Annotated in this window: 13 protein-coding genes and 1 pseudogene; 9 read left to right on the forward strand and 5 right to left on the reverse strand. The window is 70.0% G+C overall.

All coding sequences use genetic code 11. The annotated features are described in order from the left end of the window. Positions 1–261: 261 nt before the first annotated feature. The 3 genes from REH65_RS20790 to yhjD all read left to right on the forward strand — a co-directional run bounded on the left by REH65_RS20790 (position 262) and on the right by yhjD (position 2,685). Positions 262–483 carry a hypothetical protein gene (locus REH65_RS20790; RefSeq protein ID WP_281455215.1) on the forward strand — a complete coding sequence of 74 codons (222 nt, stop codon included), beginning with the start codon at positions 262–264 and terminating at the stop codon, positions 481–483. A gap of 43 nt (positions 484–526) precedes the next feature. Further along, on the forward strand, positions 527–1,573 hold the full coding sequence (gene trpS / locus REH65_RS20795; RefSeq protein ID WP_281455214.1) for a tryptophan--tRNA ligase: 1,047 nt from the start codon (positions 527–529) through the stop codon (positions 1,571–1,573). A gap of 62 nt (positions 1,574–1,635) precedes the next feature. After that, the gene (gene yhjD / locus REH65_RS20800; RefSeq protein WP_406688746.1) at positions 1,636–2,685 is read left to right on the forward strand and encodes an inner membrane protein YhjD; all 1,050 of its coding nucleotides are present in this window, start codon (positions 1,636–1,638) and stop codon (positions 2,683–2,685) included. 43 nt (positions 2,686–2,728) lie between these two features. Here yhjD and REH65_RS20805 read toward each other — a convergent pair whose 3' ends face one another. Continuing rightward, positions 2,729–3,952 carry a D-alanyl-D-alanine carboxypeptidase family protein gene (locus REH65_RS20805; protein ID WP_406688747.1) on the reverse strand — a complete coding sequence of 408 codons (1,224 nt, stop codon included), beginning with the start codon at positions 3,950–3,952 and terminating at the stop codon, positions 2,729–2,731. A gap of 162 nt (positions 3,953–4,114) precedes the next feature. Here REH65_RS20805 and REH65_RS20810 point away from each other — a divergent pair, with 162 nt between their 5' ends. After that, positions 4,115–4,342, forward strand: coding sequence for an SCO4848 family membrane protein (locus REH65_RS20810; RefSeq protein ID WP_406688748.1), 228 nt, complete (start codon positions 4,115–4,117; stop codon positions 4,340–4,342). A 68-nt stretch (positions 4,343–4,410) separates the two neighbouring features. Here the strand turns inward: REH65_RS20810 and REH65_RS20815 are convergent. The 4 genes and pseudogenes from REH65_RS20815 to sdhC all read right to left on the reverse strand — a co-directional run bounded on the left by REH65_RS20815 (position 4,411) and on the right by sdhC (position 7,917). Continuing rightward, a pseudogene (locus REH65_RS20815) lies at positions 4,411–5,194 on the reverse strand (succinate dehydrogenase iron-sulfur subunit). Then, on the reverse strand, positions 5,194–6,984 hold the full coding sequence (gene sdhA, locus REH65_RS20820; protein WP_281455209.1) for a succinate dehydrogenase flavoprotein subunit: 1,791 nt from the start codon (positions 6,982–6,984) through the stop codon (positions 5,194–5,196). Before sdhA ends, REH65_RS20815 begins: the two are co-directional and overlap by 1 nt. A gap of 72 nt (positions 6,985–7,056) precedes the next feature. Then, a complete protein-coding gene (locus tag REH65_RS20825) occupies positions 7,057–7,476 on the reverse strand; it encodes a succinate dehydrogenase hydrophobic membrane anchor subunit (protein WP_281455208.1) in 420 nt (139 codons plus the stop codon). Between the two features lie 6 nt (positions 7,477–7,482). Then, positions 7,483–7,917: a succinate dehydrogenase, cytochrome b556 subunit gene (gene sdhC / locus REH65_RS20830; RefSeq protein ID WP_281455207.1), complete on the reverse strand. Its 435-nt coding sequence runs from the start codon at positions 7,915–7,917 to the stop codon at positions 7,483–7,485. Positions 7,918–8,348: 431 nt separating this feature from the next. On the opposite strand from sdhC, the gene REH65_RS20835 reads away from it, so the two are divergent. The 5 genes from REH65_RS20835 to REH65_RS20855 all read left to right on the forward strand — a co-directional run bounded on the left by REH65_RS20835 (position 8,349) and on the right by REH65_RS20855 (position 14,000). Then, on the forward strand, positions 8,349–9,512 hold the full coding sequence (locus REH65_RS20835) for a BMP family protein (RefSeq protein ID WP_406688749.1): 1,164 nt from the start codon (positions 8,349–8,351) through the stop codon (positions 9,510–9,512). Between the two features lie 242 nt (positions 9,513–9,754). Next, positions 9,755–11,287: an ABC transporter ATP-binding protein gene (locus tag REH65_RS20840; RefSeq protein WP_406688750.1), complete on the forward strand. Its 1,533-nt coding sequence runs from the start codon at positions 9,755–9,757 to the stop codon at positions 11,285–11,287. After that, positions 11,284–12,372: an ABC transporter permease gene (locus REH65_RS20845; protein ID WP_406688751.1), complete on the forward strand. Its 1,089-nt coding sequence runs from the start codon at positions 11,284–11,286 to the stop codon at positions 12,370–12,372. The genes REH65_RS20840 and REH65_RS20845 overlap by 4 nt, the downstream gene beginning before the upstream one ends. Beyond that, positions 12,369–13,625, forward strand: coding sequence for an ABC transporter permease (locus REH65_RS20850; RefSeq protein WP_406688752.1), 1,257 nt, complete (start codon positions 12,369–12,371; stop codon positions 13,623–13,625). Before REH65_RS20845 ends, REH65_RS20850 begins: the two co-directional genes overlap by 4 nt. Next, on the forward strand, positions 13,626–14,000 hold the full coding sequence (locus REH65_RS20855) for a cytidine deaminase (RefSeq protein WP_406688753.1): 375 nt from the start codon (positions 13,626–13,628) through the stop codon (positions 13,998–14,000). The last annotated feature ends 202 nt before the right edge of the window (positions 14,001–14,202 follow it).

Here is a 14,202-nt window from a genome sequence, read left to right on the forward strand (position 1 = left end):
GATTCAGGTCTCTCGGTGACGCTTGGTGGGGTCGGCGAGCCGCTGACCCCACCGCTCACCTGCGAAAGCCGTGATCAACAACCCGGGGAAAACTACTTAGGTCCGGAAAATATGATCACCCCGTCGTGGTTGGTTTACGCAAGGCAACCGCGATGGCAACAGGCGGTCGGTACTGTCCGCCATCGGACCACACGAGTAGATGGCCCCCGAAAGGGTCAACTTTCGCAGGGAGGCACGCTCTTGCGTAGCCGAATATCTCGCGTGATCGGGCGGGTTTCCGCACCCGGTGCCGTCGCGGCAGCGCTCCTGCCGGCGACCGCGGGCCTCGCCGAAGCCCAGTCCGAAGCCGCCGTCCTGGCGGCGCCGTCGATGGATTCGCTCGGCCCGGTCGGTCTCAGCGCCGTCGTGCTCGGCGTCGCGGGCATGGTCGTCGGCGTCTTCCGGAAGAAGAAGATCCAGCCGGAGAACCAGCGCAAGGGTTGAGCCCGGTCCCGGGCGCGGGGCGGCTCTTGCGAGAATCGGACTCGTGAGCAGCGACAGCCCCGCAACCCAGACCAGCGGCCGGTCCGAGGGCCGGCGGCCCCGAGTCCTGTCCGGCATCCAGCCGACGGCCGACTCCTTCCACCTCGGCAACTACCTCGGCGCCCTGCGGGAATGGGTCACCATGCAGGACACCTACGAGTGCTTCTACAGCGTCGTCGACCTGCACGCGATCACCGTCGAGCAGGACCCCGAGCTGCTCCGGCAGCGCACCCGGCTGTCGGCGGCCCAGCTGCTCGCCCTCGGCATCGACCCCGACCGCTCGGCGCTGTTCGTGCAGAGCCACGTCCCCGAGCACGCCCAGCTGTCCTGGGTGCTGGAGTGCATCGCCGGGTTCGGCGAAGCGGGCCGGATGACCCAGTTCAAGGACAAGTCCGCCCGCCAGGAAGCCGACCACGTCAGCGTCGGCCTGTTCACCTACCCGATCCTGCAGGCCGCCGACATCCTGATCTACCAGGCCGACGCGGTCCCGGTCGGCGAGGACCAGCGCCAGCACCTGGAGCTCACCCGCAACCTCGCGCAGCGCTTCAACTCCCGCTTCGGAGAGACCTTCACGGTTCCCTCGGCGCACATCCCGAAGGACACCGCCAAGATCTACGACCTGCAGGACCCGACCTCCAAGATGAGCAAGTCGGTGCCCAGCGGCGTGATCGAGCTGATGGAGGAGCCCAAGCGCTCGGCGAAGAAGATCCGCTCGGCGGTCACCGACACCGAGCGCGAGATCCGCTACGACGTCGAGAACAAGCCCGGCATCTCCAACCTGCTGGCGATCTACTCGGCGCTGACCGGCCAGAGCGTCGCCGAGCTCGAAACCGCCTACGACGGGCGCGGCTACGGCGACCTGAAGAAGGAGCTCGGCGAGGTCGTCGTCGAGTTCGTGACGCCGCTGCAGCAGAAGGTCAACGGCTACCTCGACGACCCGGCCGAGCTGGACAAGGTCCTGCAGCGCGGCGCGGACAAGGCCCGCGAGGTCACCGCGCAGACCCTGCAGGCCGTGTTCGAACGGGTGGGATTCCTGTCTCCGTTGCGCTGACGTGATCAACCGCCGGTAGCCTGCCACCGTTCGGGGGAACGCCGTTGGGTGGGAGGCGCACCGTGGCGGAGCAACAGGAGCAGCAGGAGCGACCGGGTCACCAGGAGCCGGAGGGGCGCCTGGCCCGGTTGCGTCGGCGGCACGAGTGGCTCGACCGGTTGGTCCGCGCCGCCGCCGGTTACCAGAAGCAGTACGGCGACTACTACGCCGCCGCGATCACCTACTTCAGCGTGCTGGCCCTGGTCCCGCTGCTGATGATCGGGTTCGCGGTGGCCGGTTTCGTGCTCGGCGGCAACCCGGACCTGCTGGCGAGCCTCCGTCAGTCGATCACCTCGGCGGTCCCCAGCCCGGCGATGAGCGAGATGCTCAACAAGGTCGTCGACCAGGCCATCGAGCAGGCCGGGGCGGTCGGGATCATCGGCCTGCTCACCGCCCTGTACTCCGGTCTGGGCTGGATGACGAACCTGCGCGAGGCGCTGACCGCCCAGTGGACGCAGATCCCCAGCGCCCAGCCGATGCTCAAGCGGATGGCCTCGGACCTGGTGTCGCTGCTCGGTCTCGGGCTGGCGATGGCGCTCTCGTTCGGCATCAGCGCGCTCGGCGGCGGCGCCGGGCGGATCCTGCTGGAGGCCGCCGGGTTCGAGCGCAGCGCGATCGCCGGGATGGTGCTGCGGGTGCTGTCGGTCCTGCTGTCACTGCTGGCCGGGTGGCTGGTGTTCGTGTGGGTGCTCGCGCGCCTGCCGCGCAAGCCCGTGACGTTGCGCAGCGCCATCTGGGGCGGGCTGTTCGCAGCGGTGGGATTCGAGATCCTCAAGCAGGTCGGCGTGATCTACCTGAACACGGTCACCAACTCGCCCGCCGGGGCGGCGTTCGGCCCGATCCTGGGTCTGCTGGTGTTCGCCAACCTGATGTCGCGGTTCGTGCTGTTCGTGACCGCCTGGACGGCCTCCGCCCGGGAGAACCGCGATGCGGCCGCGGTGCCCGCCCCGGGACCGGCCGTCATCCGCCCGACGGTCCGCCTCCACCGCCGGCCCGGCGCCCGCACCACCGCCGGTCTCCTCGGCGCGGGCGCCCTCGCGGGCTGGCTGCTGGGCAGGCGCCGGGACTCCTAGCGGCGCTCGGGCTCCGCCACTCGGTCGACCACGGCAACGGTGCTCAGGGGTGCTCCGCGGACTCCGCCGCGGCCTGGCGGCGGGCCTGGGCGAGCTGGGCTCGGCGACGACGCAGCAGCACGGCCGCGGCCACCGCGACCAGCGCCGCGGCGAGCAGCAGCAGTGGGCCGGTGATCGTGCCGAAGAACGACGAGTCGCGGACGCCGACGCCGTCGGCTCCCGGCGGCGGCAGGTCGGCGCGGGCGGCTGGGGCCACCGCCTCCGGGGCGCGCGGCGAGGTCGTCACCAGCTCGCCCACCGCGGTGCCCCTCGGCAGCGAGAAGCCGTAGTCCAGCAGCGCCATCGCCTGGTGCGACAACCGCACCGGGTGGTTCTCGCCGCGCACCAGCACCGCCACCAGGCGGCGCCCGTCGCGCTGGGCGGAGCCGATGAAGGTGTGCCGGGCGTCGTCGGTGAACCCGGTCTTGCCGCCCAGGCCGCCCGGGTACTTGCGCAGGACCTGGTTGTCGCTCCACAGCTCGTACGGCGGCTGCCCGGGGGCGCCGGGCAGCACCATCATCGGCGTGGCGATGGCCTGGGCGAACGCGGGTTCGCGCATCGCCAGCCGGAAGATCGTGGCCAGGTCGTAGGCGGAGGTGCTCATCCCGGCACCGTCCAGTCCGGACGGTGTGGCGGCGCGGGTGTCCAGCGCGCCGATCTCGGCGGCCACCGCGTTCATCTTCCGCAGCGCCACGTCGACGCCGCCCATCTTCACCGCCAGGGCGTGCGCCGCGTCGTTGCCCGAGCCCATCAGCATCGCCTGGAAGACCTGCCCGACGCTGTAGGTCAGGCCGGGCTGCAGCCCGATCCGGGTGCCCTCCTGGTTGGCGTCCTCCTGGGTGGCGACCAGGGTGTCGTCGAGCTTGAGCTCGCGCAGCGCGGTCAACGCGGTCAGCACCTTGATGGTGGAGGCCGGGCGCTGCCTGCCGTGCGGGTCCTTGGCCGCGAGGACCTCACCGGTGTCGAGGTCGGCGAGCACCCAGCCCGCGGCGGCGTTGGCGACGTCCGGCGGCGGACCGGGCCGCTCCGGGGCCGTCCGCAGCTCGCAGCCGGCCATCGCGTCCCCGCCCACGGGCGTCTCGGGGACCGGCACCGGGGCGGGTGCGGGTTGGCCGGGAGCCGGGACCTCGGAGGTGTCCACCGGCGGCGGAGGCGCCTCGACGTGCGGGCAGGCCGGCGCCTGCGCGGCGGCGGGTGCGGTGGTCAGGAGCGGGAGAGCGGCGAGCATCGCGGCGAGAATCGGCCAAAAAGGTGATTTCGCACGGGATTTCGCCGAGCGGTGTGGACGCGGAGGCACACGGGAGAGGTTAACGGGTCCCGTCCATGAACGTCCGGCGCGCACTCGACCCGGGACCCGGGGTGAGCCCGGTAACAGCGGATACTCGGGGACGTGACGATTTCTCGCCGAGTTGCGCTGTTCCTGCTGGCCTTCGGGGTCTGGTCCTACCTGCTGTGGCCGACGTTCATGCGCAACATCTGGAACAGCGACCACTCCTGGGCGCAGGGCAGCCCCACGGCCTACCTGATCGTCCACCTGGTCATCGCCGTGGTCTCGCTCGTCCTGGGCACCATCATCGGGGTCCTCGGCTGGCGCGCCTTCCGAGCCACCCGCTCCTGAACGTGACCCCTTGAACGTGACAACGGCGCCCACCCGTGTGCGGGGTGGGCGCCGTTGAGCTGTGCCGGTCAGCGGCGGCGGAACATCAGCGCGCGCTTGACCTCCTGGATCGCCTTGGTGACCTGGATGCCACGCGGGCAGGCGTCCGTGCAGTTGAAGGTCGTGCGGCAGCGCCACACGCCGTCGACGTCGTTGAGGATGTCCAGGCGCTCCTCAGCGGCCTCGTCGCGGCTGTCGAAGATGAACCGGTGCGCGTTGACGATCGCGGCCGCCGAAGTAGTTGCCGTCCGACCAGTACACCGGGCACGACGTGGTGCACGCCGCGCACAGGATGCACTTGGTGGTGTCGTCGAAGCGCTCCCGCTCGGCCACCGACTGGATCCGCTCGCGGGTCGGCTCGTTGCCCTTGGTCTGCAGGTACGGCTGCACCGACCGGTAGGCCTCGAAGAACGGCTCCATGTCCACGACCAGGTCCTTCTCCAGCGGAAGGCCCTTGATCGGCTCGATGGTCAGCGTGGTCTCGCCGTCCTTCTTCAGCATGTCCTTCATGAGGACCTTGCAGGCGAGCCGGTTGACGCCGTTGATCCGCATCGCGTCCGAGCCGCACACGCCGTGGGCGCAGGAGCGGCGGAACGTGAGCGTGCCGTCGACGTACCACTTGATGTAGTGCAGCAGGTTGAGCACGCGGTCCGACGGCAGCGCCGGGATCCGGTACGACTCCCAGTGCGGCTCCTCGTCCTGCTCCGGGTTGTAGCGGAGCATCTTGACGGTGACCATGACCGCGTCGTCCGGGATCGGCGGGGCGTCGTCCGGGATCTGCGTGGGGTTCGGTTCTGTGGTGGCGGCAGTCATCAGTACTTACGCTCCATCGGCTGGTACCGGGTGACGGTGACCGGCTTGTAGTCCAGGCGGATGTCGGCCTGGAACCCGGTCAACCCGAGCGGCGCGTTCGGATCTTCGGACTCGGGCAGCACCTTGTACTGCATGCTGTGCCGCATGAAGTTGGTGTCGTCCCGGGAGGTGTAGTCCTCGCGCGCGTGACCGCCGCGGGACTCCTTGCGGGCCAGGGCCGCGTTGACCAGGGCCTCGGCCAGGTCGAGCAGGAAGCCCAGCTCGATGGCCTCCAGCAGGTCGGAGTTGTACCGCTTGCCCTTGTCGTGCACGGCGATCCGGCCGTAGCGCTCCTTGAGCGCCTGCACGTCCGACAGCGCCGTCTTCAGCGTCTCCTCGGTGCGGTACACCGAGGCGTTGGCGTCCATCGTCTGCTGCAGCTCGGTGCGGATGGTCGCGACCCGCTCGCCACCGGTGTTGGTGCGCAGGTGGTCGACCATGCCCTCGACCAGCTTGGCCGGGTTCTCCGGGATGTCGACGAACTCGGCGCTGTGGGCGTACTCGGCGGCGGCGATGCCCGAGCGGCGGCCGAACACGTTGATGTCCAGCAGCGAGTTGGTGCCCAGGCGGTTGGAACCGTGCACCGAGACGCAGGCGCACTCACCGGCGGCGTAGAGGCCGCGGACGACGTTCTCGTTGTCCCGCAGCACCTCGCCCTGCACGTTCGTGGGGATGCCGCCCATCGCGTAGTGCGCGGTCGGGTAGACCGGGACGGGTTCCTCGGTCGGCTCGACGCCCAGGTAGGTGCGGGAGAACTCCATGATGTCCGGAAGCTTGGACATCAGCAGGTCTTCACCGAGGTGGGTGACGTCGAGGAGCACGTAGTCCTTGTTCGGACCAGCTCCGCGACCTTCGAGCACCTCCAGGGCCATCGATCGGGCGACGATGTCGCGCGGTGCGAGGTCCTTGATCGTCGGGGCGTAGCGCTCCATGAAGCGCTCGCCGTCGGCGTTGCGGAGGATGCCGCCCTCACCCCGGACGCCCTCGGTGATGAGGATGCCCAGACCGGCCAGGCCGGTCGGGTGGAACTGGTAGAACTCCATGTCCTCCAGCGGCAGGCCCTTGCGGTAGATGATGCCCATGCCGTCACCGGTGAGGGTGTGCGCGTTGGACGTCGTCTTGAAGACCTTGCCGAAACCGCCGGTGGCGAACACGACGGACTTGGCCTGGAAGACGTGGATCTCGCCGGTGGCCAGCTCGTAGGCGATGGCGCCGGTGCAGACCTGCTCGCCGTTGGCGTCCTCGCTCATCATGACGTCGAGGACGTAGAACTCGTTGTAGAACTCCACGCCGTGCTTGACGCAGTTCTGGTACAGCGTCTGCAGGATCATGTGGCCGGTGCGGTCCGCGGCGTAGCAGGCCCGGCGGACCGGGGCCTTGCCGTGGTCGCGGGTGTGACCGCCGAAGCGGCGCTGGTCGATCTTGCCCTCGGGGGTCCGGTTGAACGGCAGCCCCATCTTCTCCAGGTCCAGGACCGCGTCGATGGCCTCCTTGGCCATGATCTCCGCGGCGTCCTGGTCGACCAGGTAGTCACCACCCTTGATCGTGTCGAAGGTGTGCCACTCCCAGTTGTCCTCTTCGACGTTGGCCAACGCCGCGCACATCCCGCCCTGCGCCGCACCGGTGTGCGAGCGGGTGGGGTACAGCTTGGTCAGCACCGCGGTCCTGGCGCGCTGGCCGGACTCGATCGCGGCGCGCATCCCGGCGCCACCGGCGCCGACGATGACCACGTCGTACTTGTGGAATTGCATGGTCGCCTCCTCGGGCTGTGGCGGGACCCGCGATCGGCTCAGCCTCGCCACGCTGTGGTCGTCTCTGCGGCGCTAGCCGATGTTCGGGTCGAAGGTGAAGATCACGAAGCTGCCCAGACCCACGGTCAGCAGGACGGAGACGTACAGCAGCATCTTCAGCCAGAAGCGCGTGCCGTCTTTTCGGGAGTAGTCGTTGATGACGGTACGAAGCCCGTTGCCGCCGTGCAGGCCGGCCAGCCACAGCATCGTCAAGTCCCAGAACTGCCAGAACGGGGAGGCCCAGCGGCCCGCCACGAAGGCGAAGTTGATCTTGTGGACGCCGCCGTCCAGGAACAGCATGATCAGCAGGTGGCCCAGCACCAGGAACAGCAGGACCACACCGGACAGACGCATGAACAACCAGGCGTAGAGCTCGAAGTTGTTGCGTCGTGCGGCGGACCGGCTCGGGGTGCGCGGCTTCTCCACGGCGAGAGGTGCGTCGGTGACGGACATTGGCGCTTAACCCCCGAGGATTTCCGTGACGGCGCGGGTGAGCATGCTGATCGCGGCCGGGATCATCAGGACGAGCCAGAGCCCGATCACGGTCCACAGCATCGGCTTCTGGTACTTCGTGCCCTGGGACCAGAAGTCGACCAGCATGACGCGGATGCCGTTGAACGCGTGGAAGAGCACTGCGGCCAGCAACCCGAGCTCGAACAGGATCATCACTGGGTGCTTGTAGGTCTCGATGACCGTGTCGTACGCGTTGGGCGACACCCGGACGAGGGCGGTGTCCAGGACGTGCACGAACAAGAAGAAGAAGGTGAGTACGCCCGTGATCCGGTGGGCGACCCACGACCACATGCCCAGATCGCCGCGGTAAAGACGTCCCTTGGCGCGCACGCTTTCGGCGCGCGTCGGTGCGTCGGCCGCGGAGGCGGTGGTGCTGGCCATGGTGGAAGGCCTCCAACCTCGCTGGTGGACTGGCGGCCCCGCGTTCGGGAACGAGGGCGGCCGGCCCCGAGTTGCAGTTGGTCCCAAGCGATGTTGGGTGCATTCCCGTCACCGGCCACGAACTGGGGCCTTGACGAATGGGATGCTAGACCCGACTAATCGCCTCGGCCTACTCGCCCGAGCTGTCTGTGATCGACCAGACAAGCCGGGTGGCGGGGTTAATCGAGCAAGAAATCATTTCGTGACGCGCGAGCAATGCGTAAGCAGCAGCGTCAAGCCTTAATTTCGAGAGTCACGTCACCGGCTGACGTGCGCCGAGTCCTGAGCGTGAGATCCACCCGAAAGTGGATCTTCGCTCGGGCGCCGCTCGTCCCGCTGATCCGGGGCGCGGCCGGGGGAGGCTCGGTGCCCTCGGATGAAAGGGGAACGGCATGCGGCGAACGCCGACATCAGCACGGCGCTCGGGTGCCGGACGACGCGGAGGCGTCGCGACGGTCGCACTGCTGCTCACCGGCGCGTTAGCGCTGGCGGGCTGCGCGAAGGACACCGGCGGGGGGAGCGCCGACGGGGGGAGCGGGCCGTGCCGGTTGAACGCGCCGCCCGCGGCGACGGCGGCGCCGACCGGCTCGACGACCCAGCAGCTGCCGCCGCCGAACGCGAGCGGGATGCGGGTCGGGCTGGCCTTCGACATCGGCGGTCGCGGGGACGCCTCGTTCAACGACGCCTCGGTCGCGGGCCTGGACCGGGCCAAGGGCGACATGGGCCTGGGCGAGACCAAGGAGCTCGACGCCGGGGCCGGTGAGCCGGAGGACGCCAAGCAGACCCGGCTGCGCCAGCTCGCCCGCGAGGGCTTCAACCCGGTCATCGCGGTCGGCTACGCCTACGCCGACGCGCTCAAGATCGTCGCGCCGGAGTTCCCCGGGACGAAGTTCGCCATCATCGACGAGCAGATCGACGGCGTGCCGAACGTGACCTCGCTGGTCTTCGCCGAGGAGCAGGGCTCCTTCCTGGCGGGCGTGGTGGCCGCGCACAAGTCGAAGAGCTGCCACGTCGGGTTCGTCGGGGGCGTGCAGACGCCGCTGATCCAGAAGTTCCAGGCCGGGTTCGAGGCGGGCGCCAAGGCCGCCGCGCCGGAGATCCGGATCGAGCGGGAGTACCTGACCCCGGCCGGTGACTTCAGCGGCTTCCAGGACCCGAACAAGGGCTCCGAGGTCGCCACCGGCCAGCTGGAAGCGGGCGCCGACGTGATCTACCACGCGGCGGGCGCCTCCGGTAAGGGCGTGTTCGGCGCCGTCCAGGGCGCGGGCGCGCAGGCCATCGGGGTCGACTCCGACCAGTACAACCAGCCGACCGTGGCCGAGTACAAGGACGTCATCATCAGCTCGATGCTCAAGCGCATCGACCTGGCGGTCTACGACTACATCGCCGGTGTCGCGCGCGACGACCTGAGCACCGTGCCGAAGAAGTTCGACGTCGCCATCGACGGGGTCACCTACTCCACCTCGGGCGGCAAGATCGACGACCTCGAGCAGACCCTCGACGCCTACAAGGCGGCCATCGCGAGCGGCCAGATCAAGGTCCCCGAACAGCCCTGATCACCCCTGCTGTTTTCGTCGGGTCGAGAACCGCGGTATTCGACCCGACGAAAAGCAGCGGTTCTCGGCCGGTCGAAAACTGCGGTAATCGACCGGCCGAGAACCTCGGAATTTCGTCCTCGGGGCGGTGAGCGCGTCGTGACGGTGGCGTGTTCACGCCAAGAACGCCGGTCGCGCGGTGAAACCGTCCACTGTTGAGCGTCCCCCTGGTTCGCTGCCGGTGAGACCCGTCCAGGAGCGCCATGAACACCTCTGCCGAACCCGACCCCGGTGACCCGCCCGCCGTCGAGCTGACCGGGATCACCAAGACCTTCCCCGGCGTCGTGGCGAACTCCGACGTCAACCTCCGCGTGCGCGCGGGCGAGGTGCACGCGCTGTGCGGGGAGAACGGCGCGGGCAAGTCGACCCTGATGAAGATCCTCTACGGGATGCAGGCGCCGGACTCGGGAACCGTCCGGGTGCGCGGCGAGGAGGTCGCCTTCCGCACCCCCGCCGAGGCCATCAAGGCCGGCATCGGCATGGTCCACCAGCACTTCATGCTCGCCGACAACCTGACCGTGCTGGAGAACGTCGTGCTCGGCGCCGAACGCGCCCACGGCATCGGCGCGGAGGCGCGGCGCCGGATCCGGGAACTCGCCGAGCAGGCGGGTTTCGAGGTGCGGCTGGACGAGCTGGTCGAGCGCCTGGGCGTGGCCGAGCGGCAGCGGGTGGAGATCCTCAAGGTCCTCTACCGGGGCGCGCGGATCATCATCCTCGACGAGCCGACCGCCGTGCTCGTGCCGCAGGAGGTCGACGAGCTGTTCGCGACCCTGCGCACCATGCGCGCGCAGGGGTTCACGTTCCTGTTCATCTCGCACAAGCTCGACGAGGTGCGCGGCATCGCCGACACCGTCACGGTGCTGCGGCGCGGCACCACCGTGGGCACCGTCGCCGCCTCGGAGGTCAGCAGCCGCGCGCTGGCCGAGATGATGGTGGGCAGCGAGCTGCCCGTCCCCGAGCGCGGACCGTCCACGGTGACCGACCGCGCGGTGCTCTCGGTCACCGGGCTCGACGCGCTCGAAGGGGACCGCCCGGTGCTCGCCGGCATCGACCTGACCGTGCGCTCCGGCGAGGTCGTGGGCATCGCCGGGGTCGAGGGCAACGGCCAGACCGAGCTCGTCGAGGCGATCATGGGCATGCGCCCGATCACCTCCGGTCGGATCGAGCTGGAAGACCGGGACATCACCGGGCTCGGCACGCTGGCCCGGCGCGAGGCCGGGATCGGCTACGTACCCGAGGACCGACACCGCCAGGGGCTGCTGCTCGACGAATCGCTGTGGCAGAACCGCGTCCTCGGCCACCAGACCCGGCCACCGGTCTCCCGGGGCCCCTGGATCGACCGGCAGGGCGCCAAGGACGACACCCGGCGCATCGTCGAGCGGTTCGACGTGCGCACCCCCGGCATCGACGTCGACGCCGCCGCGCTGTCCGGCGGCAACCAGCAGAAGCTCATCATCGGCCGGGAGCTGTCCGGCGACCCGAGGCTGCTCATCGCCGCGCACCCCACCCGGGGCGTGGACGTGGGCGCGCAGGCGGGCATCTGGGAGCACCTGCGCAGCGCCCGCGCCGAGGGCCTCGCGGTGCTGCTGATCTCGGCCGACCTCGACGAGCTCATCGGCCTGTCCGACACCGTCCGGGTCATGTTCCGCGGCCGCCTCGTGGCCGAGGCCGACCCGCGCTCGGTGACGCCCGAGCAGCTGGGAGCTGCCATGACCGGTACCCAGGAGGCGGTGTGAACACCTGGCGGGCGCGGCTGCTGCCGCCGGCCCTGGCGATCGTCTTCTCCGCGGTGCTGTGCAGCGCGGTGCTGCTGGTCTCCGGGGCCGACCCGATCGCGACGTTGCTGGAGATGGTCGCCCAGGTCGGCCGGGGCACGACCGCCGTGGACATCGTCAACACGGCGGGCGCCTACTACCTGGTGGCCATCGCGGCGGCGATCGGGTTCCAGATGAACCTGCTCAACATCGGCATCGAGGGCCAGTGCCGACTGGCGGCCTGCGTGGCCGCGATCGTGGCCGGTGCGGTGAGCCTGCCGTTCGGGCTGCACGCCGCGCTGGTCGTGGTCGTCGGCGCGGTCACCGGAGCGGTGTGGTGCGGCATCGCGGCCCTGCTCAAGGTCTACCGAGGGGTGTCCGAGGTGATCTCCACGATCATGCTCAACACCCTGTCCATCGGCCTGATCGCCTTCCTGGTGCGGGTCTTCGGCGAGATGCGCGGCAACAGCCAGGGCACCGCGATCATCCCGCCGAGCGGTCTGGTGCCGGGACTGCCGCTGGGCGGTGCGGGCACCGTGTTCGGCCTGGTGCTGCTGGCCGTGCTGGTCGGCGTGGGGTACGCGCTGCTGGTGGATCGCACCCGCTACGGCTTCGAGCTGCGCGCCTCGGGCCTGTCGCCCACGGCGGCGCGCGCGGGCGGCGTGAACTCCAAGCGCATGGTCCTGACCGCGATGCTGCTCTCGGGAGCGATCGCGGGCCTGGCCGGGTTGCCGGAGATCCTCGGCCGCGACCACACGTTCACCATCAACTTCCCGACCGGCTACGGCTTCGCGGGCTTGGCCATCGCGCTGCTGGGGCGGAATCACCCGCTGGGAGTGGCCTTCGGCGCGCTGCTGTGGTCGTTCCTGGACAAGAGCTCGCTGACGCTGGACAACATCGGCGTTCCGAAGGAGATCGTGACCATCCTGCAGGGAACCATCGTGCTGTCGGTCGTGGTCGCCTACGAGCTGGTGCGCCGCCGCGAGCTGGCCGCCGAGCAGCGGCGCGTCGGCACCGCGCTCCGGGCCCCGGAACCGGTCGCCGCGAGCGGGGGTGAGCGGGCGTGACCTCGGTGTTGGCAGGAAGGATCCCTTCCGCAGGGCAGGGCGGGAAGAAGCTGCCCGGCTGGGCGCGGGTGCTGCTGTGGGTCGTGGTCGGGTTCGTCGCGCTGGCGATCACCTCGTACCAGACGGGCGTGCCGCAGCTGACGGGGTCGGGCACCGTGCAGGCCGCCGTGCGGTTGGGCATCCCGATCCTGCTGGCCGCGCTCGGCGGGCTCTGGGCCGAACGCGCGGGCGTGATCAACATCGGCCTCGAAGGCATGATGATCATGGGTACCTGGGGCGGTGCCTGGGCCGGGTATCAGTGGGGACCGCTGGCCGGGCTGATCGCGGCCGCCGCGTTCGGGGCGCTCGGCGGGCTGCTGCACGCGATCGCCACGGTGTCCTTCGGCGTCAACCACATCGTCTCCGGCGTGGCGATCAACCTGCTCGGCGCCGGGGCCGCGAAGTACCTGTCGACGCTGATCTTCGAGCCGATCTCGCAGAACCCCCGGCAGTCGCCGCCGGTGCCGAAGTTCGACACCTACTCGATGCAGCCGGTCGCGGGCTGGCTCCAGCAGCTGGAGGACCTGCAGCGGGTCGGGATCTCCGACGTCGCGGGCGTCCTCGGCGGGCTGGTCTCCGGCGTCTCGCCGCTGACGATGCTGGCCTACCTGCTGGTCCCGGTGAGCTACCTGGTGCTGTGGCGCTCGCCGTTCGGGCTGCGGCTGCGGTCCTGCGGCGAGAACCCGGTCGCCGCCGCGTCGCTGGGGGTGAACGTCTACCGGTACAAGTACCTCGCCGTGATCATCTCCGGCGCGCTGGCCGGGATCGGCGGCGCCGCGCTGATCCTCAACCCCGGTCAGGCCGGGTACCTCGAAGGCCAGACCAACAACCGGGGCTACATCGGCCTGGCCGCGATGATCTTCGGCAACTGGCGGCCGGGCGGGCTGCTCGGCGGTGCCGCGCTGTTCGGCTACTCCGACGGGCTGCAGCTGCGCAGCGGCGAGACCAGCGTGCACGCGCTGTTCTACGGGGCCACCCTGCTGCTGGTGGTGGTCGCGGCGCTGCAGGTCCACCGGCGGCACTGGCTCGCCGCGGGGATCTCGCTGGTGGCCGCGGCGGCGATGTACTCGGTGTACTGGTTCACCGACGAGCTGCCCGAGGAGCTCACGGCCTACACGCCGCACCTGGTGACGCTGGTCGTGCTCGGCGTGGCCGCGCAGCAGCTGCGACCACCGGCGGCCAACGGGCTGCAGTACCGGAGGGGGATGGACTAGGTGGACGTCGACTGGGAATCGTTGCGCGCCAAGGCGGTCGAGGCCGCGGCGCTGGCCTACTGCCCGTACTCCGGGCTGCAGGTCGGTGCCGCCGCGCTCTGCGACGACGGCCGCGTCGTGACCGGCTGCAACGTCGAGAACGGCTCCTACGGCGTCACGCTGTGCGCGGAGTGCACGCTGGCCGGCCAGCTCCACCTCACCGGCGGCGGCCGCTTCGTCGCGGTCGCCTCCCGCAGCGGCACCGGCGACCTCCTCATGCCCTGCGGCCGCTGCCGCCAGATCCTCCACGAACTCGGCGGCCCCGACTGCCTCGTCGACACCCCCGGGGGCGTCCTACCGATGCACCGGGTCCTCCCCGACGCCTTCGAACTCTGACACCGGCCGGGTACCGCCGGGGGCTCCGATTTCAATGGAAATCAGGGACCCGACTTCCATCGAAATCGCGTCGACCTCGGCGGAAACCGGTGCGGTGCCGAGGAAAGACCACACGATCGAGGTGCATTCGGCCGAACGTGCATTTTCAGCGGCGGTGTGCGCCTCTGTACTGGTGAGGGCGAAGTGAGCGGCCGAGTGCTGG

This window comes from Saccharopolyspora sp. ID03-671, from assembly GCF_045278815.1.
Taxonomy (GTDB): domain Bacteria; phylum Actinomycetota; class Actinomycetes; order Mycobacteriales; family Pseudonocardiaceae; genus Saccharopolyspora; species Saccharopolyspora ipomoeae.